Annotated in this window: 19 protein-coding genes; 8 read left to right on the top strand and 11 right to left on the bottom strand. The window is 51.9% G+C overall.

Annotated features, from left to right (window positions below):
- Positions 1-5: 5 nt before the first annotated feature.
- The 5 genes from G549_RS0112465 to eno all read right to left on the bottom strand — a co-directional run bounded on the left by G549_RS0112465 (position 6) and on the right by eno (position 5,697).
- Positions 6-1,352, bottom strand: a complete 1,347-nt coding sequence (locus tag G549_RS0112465; protein WP_027835306.1) for a pyruvate dehydrogenase complex dihydrolipoamide acetyltransferase — start codon at positions 1,350-1,352, stop codon at positions 6-8.
- Positions 1,353-1,365: 13 nt separating this feature from the next.
- Positions 1,366-2,763 (bottom strand): pyruvate dehydrogenase complex E1 component subunit beta, encoded by a 1,398-nt coding sequence (locus G549_RS0112460; protein WP_027835305.1) that lies wholly within the window; start codon positions 2,761-2,763, stop codon positions 1,366-1,368.
- Positions 2,764-2,787: 24 nt separating this feature from the next.
- On the bottom strand, positions 2,788-3,801 hold the full coding sequence (pdhA, locus tag G549_RS0112455) for a pyruvate dehydrogenase (acetyl-transferring) E1 component subunit alpha (protein WP_425528542.1): 1,014 nt from the start codon (positions 3,799-3,801) through the stop codon (positions 2,788-2,790).
- 172 nt (positions 3,802-3,973) lie between these two features.
- A complete protein-coding gene (locus G549_RS20190; RefSeq protein WP_051213753.1) occupies positions 3,974-4,291 on the bottom strand; it encodes an FtsB family cell division protein in 318 nt (105 codons plus the stop codon).
- Between the two features lie 131 nt (positions 4,292-4,422).
- Positions 4,423-5,697 (bottom strand): phosphopyruvate hydratase, encoded by a 1,275-nt coding sequence (gene eno, locus G549_RS0112440; protein ID WP_027835303.1) that lies wholly within the window; start codon positions 5,695-5,697, stop codon positions 4,423-4,425.
- Positions 5,698-5,878: 181 nt separating this feature from the next.
- Between eno and G549_RS20185 the strand changes: the two genes are divergently transcribed.
- The gene (locus G549_RS20185; RefSeq protein WP_051213750.1) at positions 5,879-7,099 is read left to right on the top strand and encodes a response regulator; all 1,221 of its coding nucleotides are present in this window, start codon (positions 5,879-5,881) and stop codon (positions 7,097-7,099) included.
- A gap of 11 nt (positions 7,100-7,110) precedes the next feature.
- On the opposite strand, the gene G549_RS0112430 is transcribed toward G549_RS20185, so the two are convergent.
- The 5 genes from G549_RS0112430 to tpiA all read right to left on the bottom strand — a co-directional run bounded on the left by G549_RS0112430 (position 7,111) and on the right by tpiA (position 10,858).
- Positions 7,111-7,485: a rhodanese-like domain-containing protein gene (locus G549_RS0112430; protein WP_027835302.1), complete on the bottom strand. Its 375-nt coding sequence runs from the start codon at positions 7,483-7,485 to the stop codon at positions 7,111-7,113.
- A 181-nt stretch (positions 7,486-7,666) separates the two neighbouring features.
- Positions 7,667-7,849 (bottom strand): DUF4169 family protein, encoded by a 183-nt coding sequence (locus G549_RS0112420; protein WP_027835301.1) that lies wholly within the window; start codon positions 7,847-7,849, stop codon positions 7,667-7,669.
- Positions 7,849-9,477: a CTP synthase gene (gene pyrG / locus G549_RS0112415; protein WP_027835300.1), complete on the bottom strand. Its 1,629-nt coding sequence runs from the start codon at positions 9,475-9,477 to the stop codon at positions 7,849-7,851. The genes G549_RS0112420 and pyrG overlap by 1 nt, the downstream gene beginning before the upstream one ends.
- A 113-nt stretch (positions 9,478-9,590) precedes the next feature.
- Complete coding sequence (gene secG, locus G549_RS21705; RefSeq protein WP_084634161.1) at positions 9,591-10,004, bottom strand: preprotein translocase subunit SecG; 414 nt, start codon at positions 10,002-10,004, stop codon at positions 9,591-9,593.
- Between the two features lie 101 nt (positions 10,005-10,105).
- A complete protein-coding gene (gene tpiA / locus G549_RS0112405) occupies positions 10,106-10,858 on the bottom strand; it encodes a triose-phosphate isomerase (RefSeq protein WP_027835299.1) in 753 nt (250 codons plus the stop codon).
- A gap of 139 nt (positions 10,859-10,997) precedes the next feature.
- On the opposite strand from tpiA, the gene G549_RS0112400 reads away from it, so the two are divergent.
- Genes G549_RS0112400 through G549_RS0112370 form a run of 7 tightly spaced genes read left to right on the top strand, consistent with a single transcriptional unit; the run spans position 10,998 to position 18,529 of the window.
- Complete coding sequence (locus tag G549_RS0112400) at positions 10,998-12,869, top strand: peptidylprolyl isomerase (protein WP_036222579.1); 1,872 nt, start codon at positions 10,998-11,000, stop codon at positions 12,867-12,869.
- Positions 12,870-12,883: 14 nt separating this feature from the next.
- Positions 12,884-14,392 carry an anthranilate synthase component I gene (gene trpE, locus G549_RS0112395; RefSeq protein WP_027835297.1) on the top strand — a complete coding sequence of 503 codons (1,509 nt, stop codon included), beginning with the start codon at positions 12,884-12,886 and terminating at the stop codon, positions 14,390-14,392.
- The gene (locus G549_RS0112390) at positions 14,389-14,994 is read left to right on the top strand and encodes an anthranilate synthase component II (protein ID WP_027835296.1); all 606 of its coding nucleotides are present in this window, start codon (positions 14,389-14,391) and stop codon (positions 14,992-14,994) included. Before trpE ends, G549_RS0112390 begins: the two co-directional genes overlap by 4 nt.
- A gap of 17 nt (positions 14,995-15,011) precedes the next feature.
- Positions 15,012-16,034: an anthranilate phosphoribosyltransferase gene (gene trpD / locus G549_RS0112385; RefSeq protein WP_027835295.1), complete on the top strand. Its 1,023-nt coding sequence runs from the start codon at positions 15,012-15,014 to the stop codon at positions 16,032-16,034.
- Positions 16,031-16,834, top strand: a complete 804-nt coding sequence (gene trpC, locus G549_RS0112380) for an indole-3-glycerol phosphate synthase TrpC (protein ID WP_036222575.1) — start codon at positions 16,031-16,033, stop codon at positions 16,832-16,834. Before trpD ends, trpC begins: the two co-directional genes overlap by 4 nt.
- The gene (gene moaC / locus G549_RS0112375) at positions 16,834-17,316 is read left to right on the top strand and encodes a cyclic pyranopterin monophosphate synthase MoaC (protein ID WP_027835293.1); all 483 of its coding nucleotides are present in this window, start codon (positions 16,834-16,836) and stop codon (positions 17,314-17,316) included. The genes trpC and moaC overlap by 1 nt, the downstream gene beginning before the upstream one ends.
- Position 17,317: 1 nt before the next feature.
- Positions 17,318-18,529, top strand: a complete 1,212-nt coding sequence (locus G549_RS0112370; protein ID WP_027835292.1) for a molybdopterin molybdotransferase MoeA — start codon at positions 17,318-17,320, stop codon at positions 18,527-18,529.
- Here G549_RS0112370 and G549_RS21445 read toward each other — a convergent pair.
- Positions 18,524-19,993 carry a GGDEF domain-containing protein gene (locus G549_RS21445; RefSeq protein WP_027835291.1) on the bottom strand — a complete coding sequence of 490 codons (1,470 nt, stop codon included), beginning with the start codon at positions 19,991-19,993 and terminating at the stop codon, positions 18,524-18,526. The two genes, G549_RS0112370 and G549_RS21445, sit on opposite strands and share 6 nt — an antisense overlap.
- Positions 19,994-20,112 lie beyond the last annotated feature (119 nt).

Here is a 20,112-nt window from a genome sequence, read left to right as displayed (position 1 = left end):
CGGCCCTAAGCCAACATCATCACCGGATTTTCAATCAACGATTTGAACACGCCAAGCACTTCAGCTCCCAGCGCCCCGTCAACTGACCGGTGGTCACAAGACAAGGTCACTGTCATAAAGTTGCCAACAGTGATCTCGCCATCTTCCACAACCACCCGTTCTTCGCCCACGCCGATGGCCAAAATAGTGCCATGCGGTGGGTTGATGACTGCAGAGAAATCTTTGATGCCGAACATGCCCAAGTTCGAAACCGCTGTTGAACCGCCTTGGTATTCATGCGGCGCGAGCTTTTTCGATTTGGCGCGCTTGGCAAAATCTTTCACTTCGGCTGAAATCTCGCGAAGGCTCTTGGCTTCGGCCTTTTTCACAACCGGGGTAAACAAACCGCCTGGCACTGCAACCGCAACCGCCACATCGGAATGGTGATGCAGCAAAGTGCTCTCGCCGGCCCATGTGGCGTTTGCTGTTGGAATTTGTTGCAAAGCAATGGCCCATGCCTTCACAATGAAATCATTCACTGAAAGCTTATATTCCGGCTTGCCATTTTCGTCTTTTTTGGCTTGCGCGTTGATATTGGCGCGGGCTTCCAAAAGATTGTCCAGCTTGCAATCCATCGACAGATAGAAGTGCGGCACAGTTTGCTTGGCTTCGGTCAAGCGTGCAGCAATGGTCTTGCGCATGCCATCGTTTGGCACGGCGTCATATGTGCCATCCTCATAAAGCGCAGTAACTTGCGCATCGGACATGCCAGTCGCCAATTGTGTGCCTTGCTGAGCCGCAGGTGCAGCTTGCGGCACACCTTCTTCCAAGGCCTTTTCAATATCGCGTTTCACCACACGGCCTTTTGGGCCGGATCCGCTCAACGCACTGATATCGATGCTGTTTTCTTTTGCCAACCGACGGGCCAAAGGCGACGCGAATTGACGGTTGCCGTCTTTTTTTGGCGCAGCCTTATTCGCAGGCTCTGGAGCCGCTTTAGCCTCAGGTTTGGCCTCTTCCTTAGCCGCAGGCTTTTCCTCAGACTTCTCTTCAGATTTTGGCGCTTCCTTTTTCTCCTGTGGCGCAGCAGAGCCTGCCCCTACATCAGAAGGAATATCGTCGGCGCTTTCGCCCTCTTCCAACAAAACGGCGATCACGCTGTTGACTTTAACGCCCTGTGCGCCTTCCTCAACGAGAATTTTGCCAACAGTGCCTTCGTCAATGCTTTCGACTTCCATGGTGGCTTTGTCTGTCTCGATTTCGGCGATTACATCACCGGCCGATACAGTATCGCCTTCTTTCACCATCCATTTCGCCAAATTGCCTTCTTCCATGGTGGGCGAAAGCGCGGGCATGGTAATATTGATTGTCATCCCTCATTACTCCCTAAACTTGGCGATAAGTTACGGTGTTCACCGCTTCAATCACTTCTTTTGTTGATGGCAGCGCCAGTTTTTCAAGATTGGCAGCATATGGCATCGGTACATCTTTGCCTGTCACCCGCACAACCGGCGCATCCAGATAATCAAATGCCTCATCCATCAAACGTGCGGCAATTTCAGAACCGATTGATCCTTGTGGCCAACCTTCTTCAACAGTCACACAACGACCTGTTTTCTTTACTGATTCAACCACAGTGGGCATATCCAATGGGCGCAGTGTCCGCAAATCGATCAACTCGACGTCAACGCCAGATTCAACCAGCTTTTCCGTCGCTTCCGTTGCATAGCGCATACCCATAGAGTGCGACACGATGGTGACATCCGCCCCTTCGCGCACCACTTTGGCTTTGCCCAATGGCACAGTCCAATCGTCAAGCTTTGGCACATCAAATGATTGACCGTACAAAAGCTCGTTCTCAAGGAACACAACCGGGTTTGGATTGCGGATCGCTGATTTCAGCAAGCCTTTTGCATCAGCCGCGGAATAAGGTGACACAACGATCAACCCTGGAATATGCGCATACCAAGCTGAAAAGTCTTGGCTGTGTTGCGCACCCACACGCGCCGCCGGGCCGTTCGGGCCACGGAACACAATCGGTGAACTCATTTGCCCGCCAGACATGTAGCGGGTTTTCGCTGCAGAGTTGATGATCTGGTCAATCGCCTGCATGGCGAAGTTGAAGGTCATAAACTCAACAATAGGTTTAAGCCCTGCAAATGCAGCGCCAACGCCCAACCCGGCAAAGCCATGCTCGGTAATCGGTGTATCGATCACGCGCTTAGCGCCAAATTCCTGCAACAGTCCTTGGGTGACCTTATAAGCGCCTTGATATTCGGCAACTTCTTCACCCATCACAAACACATCGCCATCTGCGCGCATTTCTTCGGCCATCGCATCGCGCAACGCTTCGCGCACGGTGGTGGAAACCATTTCGGTGCCTTCAGGCACTTCAGAATCAGCTTGTGCTTCAAAAACCGGCGCTGCGGGAACTGAAGGCTTTTCTTCTTCGCTTGGCCCAGATTCTTCGGGATCTTTTTGCTTTGGCTCTTCGCTGGCTTCAGGTTCTGATGTGTCGACTTTAATGTCGTCGGCACTCTCACCTTCTTCAATCAACACCGCAATCACGCTGTTGACCTTCACATTCTGCGCGCCTTCTTCCACAACGATCTTGCCGATGGTGCCCTCATCCACGGCTTCGACTTCCATGGTGGCCTTGTCGGTTTCGATCTCGGCGATCACGTCACCTGCGGATACGGTGTCGCCCTCTTTAACGAGCCACTTGGCCAAATTGCCCTCTTCCATCGTCGGCGACAATGCAGGCATCAAAATTTCTACTGACATCTATATTCTCCTGATTTCGCTGACTTAAACGGTGATCTCGGTGTAGAGCTCTTCTGGATCAGGCTCTGGATCATTGGTGGCAAAATCGGCTGCTTCAGAAACAACGGCTCGAACATCCTTGTCGATATCCTTGAGCTCGTCTTCCGTCGCCCAATCATTTTCCAGCAAACGTGACTTCACCTGTTCAATCGGATCACGCTCTGAACGCATGGATTGCACTTCGTCTTTCGAGCGATATTTCGCTGGGTCAGACATGGAGTGGCCACGATAACGGTAGGTGAGCATCTCTAGGATGTAAGGCCCTTTGCCTTCTCGTGCATGGGTGATCGCGCGTTCAGCGGCGTCACGCACCATGCGCACATCCATCCCATCGACCTGCTCGCCAGGAATATCGAACGACGCGCCACGCTGCGACAAATCGGTGGTCGCGGCAGAGCGCTCAACGCTCGTGCCCATGGCATATTTGTTGTTCTCAATGATGTAGACAACGGGCAAATTCCAAAGCTTCGCCATATTGAAGCTTTCATATACCTGGCCTTGGTTGGACGCACCGTCACCAAAATATGTGAGGCTCACTGTGTCTTCACCGCGATATTGCGCCGCAAACGCCAAGCCTGTGCCCAAGCTTACTTGAGCGCCCACAATGCCATTGCCGCCATAAAAGCGCTCTTCTTCAGAGAACATGTGCATGGAGCCGCCCTTGCCCTTCGACAAGCCGCCTTTGCGCCCAGTCAATTCAGCCATCACAGCCTTGGGGTCAAGTCCAACAACAAGCATGTGACCATGGTCACGATACCCTGTGATAGACGCATCGCCTTTTTTCGAGGCCATAGTGATCCCGGTGACAACGGCTTCTTGGCCGATGTAAAGGTGGCAAAAACCGCCAATCAGGCCCATACCGTACATTTGTCCCGCTTTTTCTTCAAAGCGACGGATCAAAAGCATTTCCTTATAGGCGTGTAGCTCTTCTTCCTTGGTGAACGCGGGCATATTGGCCTTTGTGCTTGCTTTGGCCGCCGCATCGGTCTTTTTAGGCATTGAAATCTCCATCTGGACCCGATTGTTCCGTATCTATGACACAGTTTAGTTTGGATGAAACGCAAAACAAAGCTCTCAAAAACACGCCAAATGCATGCTTGTGCATTGTTTTGATTGAAGAAAATCTAGTTAACTCGAAATCGGTTAAATGCAATAATTAACCGGATTTAAGTTATTCTTGGTCGATGGCAATCAAAACGTCATCCGGGTTACTCCATCCAAGAAGTCCCCTCGCACGTTCACTTAGCATATCAGGATCTAATCGATCAGCAACCAACAAAGAATTTCGATTCTTGGCCGTTTCGATGCGATAATCCAACAATTGGTTTTGCACCGTTAGCTGGGCTTTGCGTTGAACCAGCTCTCTTTGAGAATTAACGCCATATTGGCCGTTTAGCGCATGATGCGCCAGATAGCCTTGAAAGCCGAGCAATAGCGCAGCAATCAGCAGCTTGTTGGTCAAAGAAGGTTTTTTGAGGCGGGTGGGCATAACAACCTATAATTACGCAAAACTAAACTGGCTGGACTATACCAAACAAGCCGTTAACACCTTCTTTCAAAAATAAAGGGATGCCACATTCGTGACACCCCTAAATTCAGTTTCAGTCGTAAGGTCGGCTGTTAGCCTTTCAAAATGCTTTTGCCTGCATAGGCAGCAGCAAATCCAAGCTGCTCTTCAATCCGGATAAGCTGGTTATATTTAGCCAACCGATCAGAACGTGCTAAAGAACCCGTCTTGATCTGCCCACAGCCAAGCGCAACGGCCAAATCAGCAATGGTCGCATCTTCGGTTTCGCCTGAGCGGTGCGACATCACTGAGGTGTAGTTGGCCTTGTGCGCCATCTCCACAGCATTTACCGTTTCAGTCAATGTCCCAATTTGGTTGACCTTCACTAGGATTGAGTTGCCAACGCCCATTTTAATGCCAGAACGCAACCGCTCGGAATTGGTCACGAACAAATCGTCACCGACCAACTGGCATTTGTCGCCAATTTTGTCTGTGAGTGTTTTCCAACCTTCCCAATCATCCTCGGCCATGCCGTCTTCGATGGAGATAATCGGATACTCAGCCACCAACTTGGCCAAATAGTCGACCATTTCACCGGCATCGAGCACTTTGCCCTCGCCTTTCAAATGGTATTTATCATCTTTGAAATATTCAGTGGATGCGCAATCGAGCGCCAAATGCACGTCTTCACCCGGCTTGTATCCAGCTTTTTCGATAGACTGCATGATGAAATCAAGTGCCGCAGTGGTCGACGACAAGTTAGGCGCAAAGCCGCCCTCATCACCCACATTGGTGTTGTGGCCTTCGTCGCTCAACCCCTTTTTAAGGGTATGGAAAACCTCAGAGCCAATCCGCACTGCGTCCGCAATGCTTTCCGCGCCCACTGGCATGATCATAAATTCTTGCACGTCAATTGGGTTATCCGCATGCTCGCCACCATTGATGATGTTCATCATCGGTACGGGCAACAAATGAGCGTTAGACCCGCCAACATAGCGATAAAGCGGCAAAGCAGATGATTCTGCGGCAGCTTTGGACACAGCCAATGAAACGCCCAAAATTGCGTTGGCGCCAAGCTTTGCTTTGTTGCTGGTGCCGTCCAAATCAATCATCACCTGGTCGATTGAGCGTTGGTCCAGTGCATCCATGCCCTGAATTTCGTTGAAAATATGAGTATTCACCGCATCAACAGCTTTCATGACGCCCTTGCCCTTATAGGCATCGCCGCCATCGCGCAGCTCCACAGCTTCGTGGGCCCCAGTGGAAGCACCAGAGGGCACAGCAGCACGGCCGAAGCTGCCATCATCCAAAACTACATCAACTTCAACAGTTGGGTTGCCGCGGCTATCAAAAATCTGACGGCCGGTTACATCAATAATGGCAGACATCAAGAAAACTCCTTCAAATGGTTTGTGAGTTGGTCGCTGTCATAACTGCAAAATTAATGGTTGCAAAGTCCACTTCGTGAAAGTCGGCACGCGAAACCGATATATTTGAACATTTATCGCGCCGTTCTGTTGCAATTTTTTATTTCATCGTTATTTTACGATAAAAGGATGGTGAGCACTTATGACGGACAATTCAAACTGCAATCAGCGGCAAACCGCCAATTGGCTAAACCAGCATTGCCCATGCCAATCGCTGGCGCCAGCAAAGCTGCCTGAATTCGCCCAAAACTTCTTTGCCCCAACCCCATTGTTCCTGTCCCGCGCACAATTGGAGCGTGCGGAACACGCCATTTCAGTGGTGCAGGCCCAAATCGATAAACCGGCTTTTCAGGCCAAAATCCTCGAAAAAGCCCCCAAGATTGCCAAACACCCGGTCACAAATGCGGGCATGTTTATGAGCTATGACTTTCATTTGGCCGAAGATCAATTGAACCTCATCGAGATCAACACCAACGCCGGTGGCGCGATGCTGGTCGATAAGCTGCAGCAGGCGCAAGACATCTGTTGCTGGAAAGAGACGCCGCTTCATTGGCCAGGGTTTGATGGATTTGTGCAAAACATGTTCGAAACCGAATGGACCTTGTCGGGCCAGAACCGCCCCTTAAAGACCATTGCCATCATCGATGAAATGCCGAAAGAGCAGTTTCTTTATGAAGAGTTTCAACTAACCGCCAACCTGCTTGCAGACGCTGGCTATAAAGTGTTGATCGCAGATCCGGCTGATCTGCATTGGGATGGACAATCGTTGCTGGTAGACGGTGAACGCATCGACCTGGTGTACAACCGTTCGACAGATTTTTATCTCGAAACGCCCACTCACCAAGCGCTGAAACAAGCATATATGGCCGACCAGATTGTGCTTAGCCCCAATCCGAAACATCATGCCCTTTACGCCAGTAAGGCCAACTTGGCCTATCTGGCGGACACAAACTTTCTTGAAGGCCTAAACTGTTCGGCAGGCGAACAATCACTATTGATCGATTTGATCCAAGCGCAGTTTGTCACAGCGGCCAATGCCGATGAATTGTGGGCAAAGCGCAAACAATATTTCTTCAAACCTTTGGATGGTCACGCTGGCAAAGCGGTGTTCCGCGGCGACAAGGTCACCAAGAAAAGCTGGGCGTATATAGTGTCTACCCCCTATATCGCGCAGCGCAATTTTAAGCCAGCGTTGCGCCTGACCAAAAATGAAAGCGATCTAACGCCCCTCAAATCTGATTTGCGGTTTTACACCTACCGCGGCGAAACGTTCGCCGCTGCCGCACGGCTTTACGCTGGGCAGACCACCAACTTCCGCACAAATGGTGGCGGTTTCGCCCCAATCTATATAACGGAGAACTAGAAGAGCTAGGTCTAGATCTCGACGGGACCGCCCGCTTCTTTCCAGTCGCCAAAACCACCAATATTGGTCACGGAGTTAAATCCCATATCTTTTAGGGTTTTCCCCGCCAGTGCAGCTTGGCCGCCTGCGCCACATACAAGATAGATATCGGCATCCTGCTTCAGTGCAGGGTTATAAAGCGGCGTGTTTTCGTCGGCTGCAAATTCGATAAAGCCACGTGGAATACGCACGGCATCCTTCACAGTGCCAGATTTTGCAATGTCGCCTGAATCGCGAACATCTACAAAAACAGCATTGCTTTTGCCGTGAAAGTTCTTGGCCTCTTCCGCTGAAATGCGCGGCACGACACTGTTTGCTTCTTCCAAAAAATGCTGAGCGGTTTTCATGAAATTTCCTTTGGTTTAAATGTGTACAAGCCAAATGCGTTTTATCCCGCGCAACCATTGCCGCCAAATCAAGTTATTGTGCGAACAATGGACTTGCGTGATTTTAATAAAACGAAATGACGGACCGAAAGTTCCATTTCAATCCCAAGAAACCGCTAAAAAAAAGGCCGCACAAGGCGGCCTATTTGTCTTTGTCTAACTTTTGCTGATCCAGCTTTTTCTGCGACAGCATATCTTGGGCTTCATGCAGCTTTTTGACTGACTTTTTTTGCCCATGCTTATGGCGATTGGCGGCGGCCAATTCTTCCTTTTCAGCCCGCTTCTTGTTTTTGCGCGCTTGTCGAAGATTGACCACCTCAGCCATTAAACCAACCGGCTTTGCTCAAGCGCCGCGTTCACAAACGAGCGGAACAAGGGGTGCGGTTCAAACGGACGTGATTTCAATTCCGGGTGGAACTGAACGCCGATAAACCAAGGATGGTCCGTGCGCTCAACAATCTCAGGCAACTCGCCATCAGGCGAAAGACCAGAGAACAAAAGCCCATTGGATTCGAGCACCTTGCGATACTCCATGTTCACTTCCCAGCGATGGCGGTGACGCTCTGAAATCCGTGTGGTGCCATAAATGTCTGCAACACGCGACCCACGCACCAATTGCGCATCATAGGCGCCAAGACGCATCGTGCCGCCCAAATCGCCTTCTTGGCTACGCTTTTCAAGTGCATTGCCCTTCATCCATTCGGTCATCAAGCCCACAACAGGCTCTTTGGCAGGGCCAAATTCGGTTGATGACGCATTGCCGATGCCAGCGGTGTTTCGCGCCGCTTCCACGCATGCCATCTGCATGCCAAAGCAAATGCCGAAATATGGCACGTCACGCTGACGAGCAAACTTCGCCGCCGCAATCTTGCCTTCTGCACCACGCTCACCAAACGCACCGGGCACCAAAATGCCATGCACACCTTCAAGGTAGGGCGACGGGTCATCCTGCTCAAATAGCTCCGCATTCACCCATTGCACATTCACTTTGACCTGGTTGGCGATGCCGCCATGCACCAAGGCTTCGTTGAGTGATTTATAGGCGTCCAGCAATTCGGTATATTTGCCGACAACCGCAATGGTGACTTCGCCATCAGGATTGTGGAACCGTTCTGAAATTTCGCGCCAGCGTGACATGTCAGGTGCTGGAGCATCCTCAATGCCAAAGGCCGCTAGAATTTCTGTATCCAGGCCTTCATCATGATAGGCGATGGGCACATCATAAATGCTCTTCACGTCAAGTGCTTGGATGACGGCTGTTTCCCGCACGTTACAGAACAGCGAAAGCTTGCGCCGTTCACTGGCCGGGATTTCACGGTCACACCGCACCAGCAAAATATCAGGCTGAATGCCAATTGAGCGCAGTTCTTTCACTGAGTGCTGTGTCGGCTTGGTTTTCAACTCACCGGCGCTGGGGATATACGGCATCAACGTCAAATGCGTATAAACCGCCTGCCCGCGCGGCAGCTCATTGCCCAACTGGCGAATGCTCTCGAAAAACGGCAAGGCTTCAATGTCGCCAACCGTGCCGCCAATTTCGCACAACACAAAGTCGAAATCTTCATTATCGGCCAAGACGAAATTTTTGATTTCGTCGGTCACATGCGGAATAACCTGCACCGTGGCGCCCAAATAGTCGCCGCGACGTTCCCGTGCGATAATGTTTTGATAAATTCGACCCGTCGTTATGTTGTCCTGCTGGTTCGCAGACCGCCCCGTGAAGCGTTCATAATGCCCAAGATCGAGATCCGTTTCTGCCCCGTCATCGGTGACAAAAACTTCACCATGCTGATAAGGAGACATGGTGCCCGGGTCCACGTTTAGATAGGGGTCCAGCTTTTTCAAACGCACTTTATAGCCCCGCGCCTGAAGCGCTGCGCCAAGTGCAGCCGAAGCCAACCCTTTACCCAAAGAGGAAACCACGCCACCAGTGATGAATATATACCGTGCCATGGGCTTTAACCTTACATCTGAACGGCTATGATTCGAAGCCGTAAAATTGCACATATCCAAAAAAAGACGGGGGACAAAACCCCCCGTCTAAACATTCCCAATTTTTCAACAGCTTACTGAGAAGGTGTCTCAGTTGGCGCGTCTGGCGCCGGCTCTTCTGCTGTGGGCACCGGCAGGTCGAGTTCGTTCTCGTCCGCTGGTGTATCACCTTGCAAATTGTTCAGCGCATCAAGCACAGTCACGTCGCCTTCAGTTTGGTCGGTCGCCCGTTCCAGAATGCTGTCGGCACGATTGTCGAGCTGCCCCAAAACAGTCAGGCCAATCGAGGTCGCAAAGAAAAGTGCCGCCAAGATGCCTGTGGTGCGGGTCAAAAGGTTGGCAGAAGAACGTGCAGACATGAAGCCGCCGCCTCCGCCGCCTCCACCGCCGCCCATGCCAAGGCCGCCGCCTTCAGAGCGCTGCATCAAAATTACTGCAATAAGCGCCACCACGATAAATAGGTGCGCCACAATCAAAACTGTTTCCATTTGGAAAACCGTAATCTGTTGAATACAAAATCAGCGTGCGTTCTACACACTATAGCGCCAATTGGCTAGACAAAATTGGCGTTTTTTTGACCCGTCCGAATTTAGAGCGCGGCGACGATGCCCAAAAAGCTCTCTGCTTTAAGGCTCGCACCACCCACAAGAGCGCCGTCCACATCCTGTGTATTCAACAGCGCGTTGGCATTCTCGGGCTTCACAGAGCCGCCATAAAGAATTTCAATGCTGTTGCCGCGTTCGCCATATTTCTCCACCAGCGTTTTGCGCAAGGCCACATGCATTTCCTTTACGTCCTCAGTCGAAGCCGTTTTGCCTGTGCCAATGGCCCAGATTGGTTCATAAGCGATGGCGATCTCGCCATCTTTGCTCAATTCATCCGGTGTCGATTCGGCAATTTGCTGTGTGACAAAGCCAATCGCCTCGCCCGCCTCGCGTTGCTCCAGCGTTTCGCCACAACACACAATCGGCTTAAGCCCCTGCCCCAGACCTGCATTTGCCTTGGCTTTAACTGTTGCGTTGGTTTCAGCGTGGCCCTCGCGTCGTTCTGAATGGCCCACAATCACAAACGTGCCACCAAGGTCCGCCACCATCTCAGCGCTAATATCGCCTGTGAACGCCCCTTTTTGCTCGCTGTGGCAGTCCTGGCTGCCAATGTGCAGGCTATCGCCCGCCAGCGCTTTCGCACCCGTAATCAATGTTGCAGGTGGACAAATCAAAAAAGTACCCTTGTCTTTAAAGGCCTCGAGCTGTTTGGCGATCTGCTCAATTTCACTCAAAGCGCCCCTCAACCCATTCATTTTCCAATTGCCGGCGATAAGTTTTTTGTTTTTTTCTGTCATGACAACCTTTCCAAGAACCAAAATTAAGTTTAACCCCAAATACAAACCATTCAACGTCTTGCGATTTTTGGTACACCCTGTCTATTATGCGCCGCTGGTGACCAGGGGTCCAAAACTGCAAACAACAAACGGATAGACTATGCTTGATACCTTTAAACGCTACTCGAACACATGGGTGGCTAAGATTCTGATGGCCCTTCTTATTTTAAGCTTTGGCTTGTTCGGTATCGCAAATGTCTTCACAAATCTAGGCTCCAGCTCTGTGGCCCGTGTAGGCAATCAGTCTATATCGGCTGTTGAGTTTGATCGCGCTTACCGCACCCAGTTGAACAATATTGCGCGCCAGACCGGCCGCCAGCCCTCGCCCGAAGAGGCTGTGGCGTTTGGAATTCCCGGTTCTGTGCTCAATCAATTGGCCAGCAACGCAGCGCTTGATCAAATGGTGGCTGATTTTGGTGTCGGCGCTTCTGACGAAATGGTGTCAGAAATGATTGCACAAGATCCAAACTTCGCCACCACTCTGGGCGTTTTTGATCGTCAGCAATTCACGCAAATGCTGCGCCAAAATGGCTATACCGAAAGCGAATACATCACTGCCCAAGCAGAATCGGTTCAGCGTTCCCAAGTTATTCGCGGCCTGATGGGCGGCGCGATGGCACCCAAAACCATCCTGCAAATCACCAATCGCGTGCAAAACGACACCCGCACGATTGATTATTTCACGCTTTCAAACAATGTGCTTGATCCAATCGAAGCGCCAACTGAAGAGCAGTTGGCTGCCTATCTGGAAGAAAACCAGGCTCAATATCGCGCTGAAGCTCAAAAGCAGATCGAAATTTTGGTGCTCACACCAGAAAGCCTGGCCCGTTCGCTTGAAGCATCCGACGAAGAGCTACGCGCGGAATATGAAGCATCAGGCGATCAACTGACCAGCGATGAAACCCGCAATGTCACGCTTTGGCGCTTGAAAGACGATGCGCAGGCGCAAACCTTGGTTCAAGGCGTTGCCGCAGGCCAGTCACTTGACCAAATCTTGGCCGCAAACAATTTCGGCATCACCGCAACCCCATTGGGGCAAGTCACTCGTGATGAGATTGCCGACGAAGCGATCGCAATTGCTGCGTTCGATGGCGATAAGGGCCTCACCATCGCTGATGCGGAGAGTGGCAAAGTGGCTGTAATGGTCCGCAATATTGTGCCTGAAACACAATTGTCATTCGAGGAAGCCCGCGACGAACTGGTCGCCCGCGTCAATGCCAAGAAGGCGCGTGATCAAATCCTCGACAAAATTGATGAGATCGAAGAACAGCGCGCCACTCTACGTCCCATCAGCGAAATCGCTGCGGATGTGGGGTTGAGCACACAAACTGTTGAGATCACCCAGTCCGGCGTCGGCATTACAGATGTTGCTGATCTGCCAGACGACGGCCAACAACGTTTGCTCACGGCTGTGAACAACGCCGAGGAAGATGCATTGCTTCCGGCGGTGACCATTGGTGGCAACGCCATGGCTTGGTTCGATTTGCTCGAAACCACCCCTGCCCGTGATTTGGCGTTGGACGAAGTGCGTGATGAGCTTGAGACCGCCTGGCTGGAAGATCAACGTGCCGAAGCGCTCGCCGAAAAAGCCGACAACCTTGTGCAAGAAGTCAAAGATGGCACGCCAATCTTTGATGTGGCGTCAAATGTGGGCCAAATCGCCCAGCCATCCTTGCCACTGACCCGTCGGGGCGATGGTTCATTCATCACTGGCAATGTAGCGTCCGCTGCATTTTCTGGCGGTGAAGGCTATGCCGATGCGGTACGCATGTCTGATGGCACCTATATTGTGTTCCAGGTGACCAACATCACGGCTGCAGAACCAGCCGAAATTGAGCAACAGAATTTGATTTCACTGTCTGACAGTGTTGCCGATGACCTTTATCAACAGTTCATCACCGCACGTCGGGATGATTTGGGCGTAAGCATCAACCAAGGCACCCTTAATCAGATCCTGGCTCTCGACCAATAAGATAGGGCAATAAAATGCAAAATACTGACTATGCCGCCTTCGCTTCAATTTATGAAAAAGGCGGCAGTCAGATTATGTGGCGTCGCATTGTGGCGGATTTGGAAACCCCGATTGGCACCTATTTAAAGTTGGCTGCGGGGCGCAAAAACACCTTTTTGCTCGAATCCGTCCATGGCGGTGCAACCCGCGGTCGATATTCAATGATCGGGCTTGAGCCTGATCTCATGTTCCGTATTCGGAACGGCAAAGCCGCCGTCAACCGCAATCCCAAATTTGCACCAGACGCATTTGATGAAATGAACGGTGCACCGCTGGATGCATTGCGCGAAATTTTGGCAGAATCCGCCCTGGAGCTACCCATTGATCTGCCGCCAATGTCAGCGGGTATTTTTGGTTATCTGGGCTATGACATGGTGCGGGAAATGGAAGACATTCCCGACACCAACGAAGACACGATTGGCGCGCCTGACGCGTTGCTGATGCGCCCCTCGCTTCTGGCAGTGTTTGATACGATCAAAGATGAGCTCTATTTCGCCACGCCCGTGCGCCCCCAGAATGATGTGACCGCACAAATGGCTTTTGAAGCCGCCAACGATCGGTTGGACGACGCCACACAACGCCTCAACCAGCGTGTGCAGCGCGGCGCACCAGAGGACATGGCAACGGCGCTCGATTTCCAATCCAACACCTCGCCAGACGAATTCAAAGACATGGTCGCCAAGGCCAAAGACTACATTGTCGCCGGTGATGTTTTTCAGGTGGTCCTGTCGCAGCGCTTCACCGCAGATTTTACGCTGCCCCCGGTTGCCTTCTATCGCGCCCTGCGCCGCACCAATCCGTCACCCTATATGTACTTTTTGGATTTTGAGGGCTTTGCCATCGCTGGATCCAGTCCTGAAATCTTGGTGCGGGTACAAGATGAAAAAGTCTCGATCCGTCCAATTGCCGGCACCCGCAAGCGGGGTGCCACACCAGAGCGGGATCGGGAATTGGCCGACGAGTTGCTCAGCGATCCAAAAGAGTTGGCAGAACATTTGATGCTGTTGGATTTGGGCCGCAACGATGTTGGCCGCGTTGCTGAAATCGGCTCAGTCGAGGTCACTGACCAATTCTTTCTCGAATATTATTCCCACGTCATGCACATCGTCTCCAATGTGGAAGGCAAGCTCAAAAAGGGCCTCGACAATATCGATGCACTTGCTGGCGGCTTTCCGGCGGGCACAGTTTCCGGCGCACCAAAGGTTCGTGCCATGGAAATCATCGACGAGTTGGAAAAACACCGCCGCGGTATCTATGCCGGGTGTGTGGGTTACTTTAGTGCCGATGGTTGGATGGATACCTGTATCGTCTTGCGCACTGCGGTTATCAAAGATGGCAAAATCCATGTGCAGGCAGGCGCAGGCATTGTGGCGGATAGCGATCCGAAACTCGAGCAACTAGAGTGCGAAAACAAGGCGCGTGCGTTGGTCAGCGCGGCACATGAAGCCCTGCGCTACGCCGATGAAGCGGAGATTGGCCAATGAGCAACATTCTCGTCATCGATAATTACGACAGCTTCACCTACAATCTGGTGCACCTGATCGGCTCAATCGACCCCGATATTGAGGTCCACCGCAACGACAAGATCACCCTCGAAGAAATTGCCGAAAAAATGCCAAAGGCGATTATCCTGTCGCCGGGCCCCAAAACGCCAGATGAGGCCGGTATCTGCCTCGATGTGGTGGCACGGTTCGGTGGTGAAATCCCAATCTTCGGTGTTTGCCTCGGCCACCAATCAATTGGCCAAAACTTTGGCGCGAAGGTCGTGCGGGCATCAAGATTGATGCACGGCAAGACCAGCAAGGTGCGCCACAATGGCGAAGGCATCTTCAAAGGCTTGAACAGCGATGGCATCGTATCCACGCGCTACCATTCGCTCACACTTGACCCGGATACCATTGGCGATAATCTCGATGTCACCGCCAAATCTGACGACGGCATGATTATGGCTGTGGCGCACAAAACGCTGCCGATCCATTCGGTACAGTTCCACCCGGAGAGCATTGCTTCGGAAAGCGGCACACAAATGATCGCCAATTTCTTGGAGCTTGCTGCCGAGTTCAACAATAGTCCGAAAAAATCATAATCAGCGAGGATGCAAAAATGAATATTAAGACCATTTTGAATAAACTTGCTGACGCTCAAGATTTGACCATGGACGAAATGCGCGCCGCCATGAATGTGATCATGTCCGGTGAAGCCACCCCTTCGCAAATTGGCGCTTTCTTGATGGGCCTGCGCGTTAAAGGCGAAACGGTGGAAGAAATCGCTGGCGCCGTCTCAATCCTGCGCGAGAAAATGACGCGCGTTGAGGCCCCCGATAATGCCATCGACATTGTGGGGACAGGCGGCGATGGCGTCGGCACTTACAATATTTCAACCGCAGCCAGCATCATTGTTGCCGCCAGCGGCACACCTGTGGCAAAGCACGGCAACAAGGCCCTCTCCTCGCGTTCTGGCAGCTCAGAAGCGCTGCAAATGCTCGGTGTAGAGCTTGACCTCAAGGCCGACCAGATTGGTCAGTGCATCAAAAAAGCGGGCATTGGCTTCATGTTTGCCCCCAATCACCACGCAGCCATGCGCTTTGTTGGCCCGTCACGGCAGGAAATGGGCGTGAGAACGCTTTTCAATATTCTCGGGCCACAATCAAACCCTGCCGGGGTAAAACAATATTTGCTCGGCGTTTATGATCGGCAATGGGTGCGTCCGGTTGCAGATGCATTGCTGAAAAATGGCGCCACCTCCGCCTGGGTCGTGCACGGCAGCGATGGCCTGGACGAACTCACCACCACAGGGCATTCATATGTTGCCGAAATCAAGGATGGTGAGGTGCGCGAATTTGAAGTGAACCCGGAAGATGGCGGGCTTCCCATCGCCAAGCTTGACGAATTGCTCGGCGGCACACCTGAGGAAAATGCTGCCGCGATGCGCAAACTATTTGACGGTGAAAAGTCAGCCTATCGCGATGTGGCGCTGTTTAACGCCGCTGCGTCCTTCATTGTCACAGGCCAAGCCGATAACCTTAAAGACGGCGTCAAACTGGCGGCACAATTGGTGGATAGTGGCAAGGTGAAAGAAAAACTGGCGCAATTGATCGAAGTTTCAAACGGAGTGGCGCAATCGTGAGCGTAGATATTCTCAAAAAAATCGAACTATATAAGCGCGAAGAAGTTGCTGCCGCCCAAAACCTGAAATCTATGGCCGAACTTGAAGCCATTGCCAAGGATCAATCGGCACCGCGCGGTTTTTTATCAGCGCTCAAGGCCAAAAAACAGGCAGGCAAAATCGGCTTGATCGCCGAGATCAAGAAAGCCAGCCCATCTAAAGGCTTGATCCGGGAAGATTTCAACCCGCCAGCCCACGCCAAAGCCTACAAGGCTGGCGGCGCAGCGTGCTTGTCGATCTTAACGGACACGCCCTCTTTTCAAGGCTCACCGGACTTTATGATCGAAGCCCGTGCCGCGGTTGACCTGCCTGTGCTGCGTAAAGACTTCATGTTTGAGCCCTACCAGATTGCCGAAGCGCGCGCGTGGGGGGCAGATTGCATTTTGATCATCATGGCCGCACTCACCGACGATGACGCCTTGCGTCTCACCGAGGCAGCCCTTGATTGGGGCATGGATGCCCTAATCGAAGTGCATGATGCGGAAGAACTGGACCGCGCGCTCAAGCTGCCATCCAAATTCATCGGCATCAATAACCGCAATTTGCGAACCTTTGAAACCACATTGAACACTACCATTGAGTTGGCGAAAAATGTGCCGGACGAATGCCTGCTGGTCAGCGAGAGCGGCATTTTCACCCACGATGATGTGCAAATGCTGAGTGAAAAAGCGGATGTCAGCACATTTTTGGTCGGTGAAAGCCTGATGCGTCATGACGATGTGGAAGCCGCCACCCGCGCGCTTTTGTTCGGAGGGGACTAATGGCTAAGGATCGCCTTACCCATCTCAATGAGCAAGGCGAGGCCAACATGGTCGACGTGAGCGGCAAAGCGCCAACATTGCGCCGCGCAACGGCTCAATCATCCATCACCATGTCACAGGCGGCGGTCGATGCTGTCAAAAAGGGCGACCTTAAAAAAGGTGATGCCTTAGGCACAGCGCGCTTGGCAGGCATTATGGCAGCAAAGAAAACATCGGACCTGATTCCGCTTTGCCATCCGCTCATGCTCAACAAAGTTGAGGTGGAAATTACACCTGCCGACGATGCACCGCGGTTTGATATTTCAGCCACCGTGTCCGTGGAAGGCAAAACAGGGGTCGAGATGGAAGCCCTCACCGCCGCCAGCGTCACAGCCCTCACCCTTTATGATATGGCCAAAGCGCTGGATAAGAGCATGGTGATCGGGCCGACACAATTGATGGAAAAAAGCGGCGGCAAATCCGGCGATTTCAAAAGGGATTAAAATGGCGCAACTCAAACCAGTTGATGAAGCCCTAAGTGAAATTCTGGCGCACGCCAAACCAATCTCGGACGAAATGATTGAGTTGACGCAGGCGTCCAACCGTACGCTTGCCGAACCAATTGTGGCGCTAACCAGCCAACCACCCTTTAATGGTTCTGCCATGGATGGCTATGCACTCAAGGCAAGTGATGGCACCAAAGGCACCGTTTTGAAAAACATCGGCGTGGCCGCAGCGGGTACACCGTTTGATCGCCCCTTGGCCAAGGGCGAATGCGCCCGCATCTATACGGGCGGCGAACTGCCGCAAGGGGCGGACAGTGTGATCATGCAGGAAAAGGTCACCATTGAGGGTGATCAGATCACATTGCAAGATGATGTGACAGATGGCCAAAATGTGCGTTTGAAAGGCAATGACTTTGCCAAAGATCAAACCATTGCTCAGGCAGGAAAATGCCTCAATCCATTTGATATTTCGCTCATTGCAGCCGCGGGCCACGGCCAAATCAATGTCACCCGAAAGCCAAAACTGCACATTCTCGCAACGGGTGACGAATTGGTGCAGCCCGGCCAACCGCTTGAACAAGGGCAGATTTATGCGTCCAACGGTTTTGGCCTCACACCTTTGTTCGAGTTGGCAGGCGCCACCGTCCAGGATTTTGGCGTTGCGATCGATGAACAGGCAAAACTGGAAGCCAAACTGCAAGCCGCATTAAAGGATGAACCAGATATTTTGGTCACCACGGGCGGCGCCAGTGTTGGCGATAAAGACTATATGTTGGCTGCCTTGCAGGCCATCGGTGCCGAGATCGATTTCTGGCGTATCGCTGTGCGCCCCGGCAAGCCGCTTATGTTCGGCCGTTTAGGGAAAACCCTAATTTTTGGTCTGCCAGGCAATCCTGTCTCAGCTTTGGTTACAGCAACCGTTTTTGTGCGTCCCGCAATCGCAGCTTTATCAGGACAAGCTGCCGACCCAAAGATCGTGCAATTGCCGCTGGCTGACCAATTGCCGAAAAACGGCCCCCGACAATTCTATCGCCGGGCACGACTGACCACACAAAAGAGCGGCTTAGCAGTTGATCCAATTCTTGAGATGGACAGCGCCCACCTCTCCTCATTGTCACAATGTGATGGATTTATCGTTCAGGCACCCTTTTGCGAAGGCAAGCAAACTGGCGCTTTGGTCGATTTTATGATGCTACCGTGGGCATTATGAGATTTTGACCAGATCATCGGCCGCATCCTTATTCATAAGATCGGCGCGCATGGACCGTCCTCTGCCGAGTTCCTTGGCCCGATAGAGCGCCTGGTCGGCACTGCGAATAACCATATCAGCGGTTTGCGCATCATCAGGCCACCAGGCCACACCAACACTGGCGCCCACATAAAGCTCTAAATCCTCAAAACAGATTTTGTCGCTGATCCGCTCAATCACGCTGTCGCAAAGCATCATGATGCCATCCTTGTCTGCAGCATCATCAAGCAGCGCGATAAACTCATCACCCCCAAGACGGGCCACAATGCCACGATCGCCAATAACTTCCTCAATGCGACGCGCCACAGTCCGCAACACTTCATCACCCGCATGGTGCCCATAGGTATCATTCACGGGCTTAAATCGATCCAAATCGATGCACAGCACGGCACAGGTCCCCAAATGATCTTCACCAATTTTGGTTTGCAATGCTTTATCAAAGCGATTTCGGTTTGGCAGTTGGGTTAAGCCATCATGCTCTGCCAGATAACGGTTCCGTGCCTCTGCTTTTCGGGTGCGATAGACCTGGCGGGCATAAGCGATTGTCACGCCGAGCATCACCAACGTGATCACAAACAGCATGGCCCCAAGCGCGGGCATGGATCGGGCCCAAATGCCATTGGACGGCGGCACGGAATTCCAGCTGATAAAAACATTCTTATTCGCATAGCCAGAATTTATCGTCACCAGATGCATCTCCGATGCGGGTGGTGTCAATGACACGCGAAATTCTTTCAGTTCAATCTCGCGCCCATATTCGGCGATCCGTTGCGCAGTGAACGGACGGAAAGTAACCAGAACATGCGGTGTCTCGTCCAATAACACCATCACGCCATCCGGGATAATCGCTTGGGCAATCACAATGCCGATCTCACCATCAATTTTGCGAATATCATGGGCATAAAGAACCGGGTCATCGCGAACTGGGTCACCTTCAATACGGTACGCGCCAGCCTCTTCAATTCGCCGTTCCATATATTTGTCTTGTGCGTGCGTCACAAGGTCCTGAACTTGCGCAAAAAATGCTTCCCCCTCGCCGCGCATGGTGAACAACTCGCCTTTGGCATGAAGCAACATCTTGCTGTCCGGTGAAACCAACATCGAGCGATCAATGCCATATTCTATTGGAAACCAACCCAACATCGCATCGGCAAAGAACACGCGATCGAAACCTTCACTAAGTGCAACAATGGTGGTGTCCCACCACGAAACTTCAGACTGGCGCTGGGCCACATCGCTAATTTCGCTCTCAATCATATTCAAGGCTGCGCGTTTTTCTGCCGCCAATTTCAAATCATTGGCTGCGTTGCCTGAAACATTCAGCACAAATAAACTTGAGATAACAAAAGCAATCACCAGCAACACAAAGGCGGCAAAGATACCGCCGATTGAAAATACGATTCTACTTGGATATCGTTTGTTCACGCTCGCCTCAAATCAGGATTTGATGTAGGGCCAGTTTGCCTTGATCAGTTTGCTTTTGAATTAACATCTCCTAATCGTTGCACTCAGGGTTAATGAAATAAAACTGCGCAAACCCCTGT

It is taken from the genome of Maritalea myrionectae DSM 19524, from assembly GCF_000423365.1.
Taxonomy (GTDB): domain Bacteria; phylum Pseudomonadota; class Alphaproteobacteria; order Rhizobiales; family Devosiaceae; genus Maritalea; species Maritalea myrionectae.
Note: the sequence above shows the minus strand (reverse complement) of the source record. Positions and strands in the feature narration are given on the sequence as shown.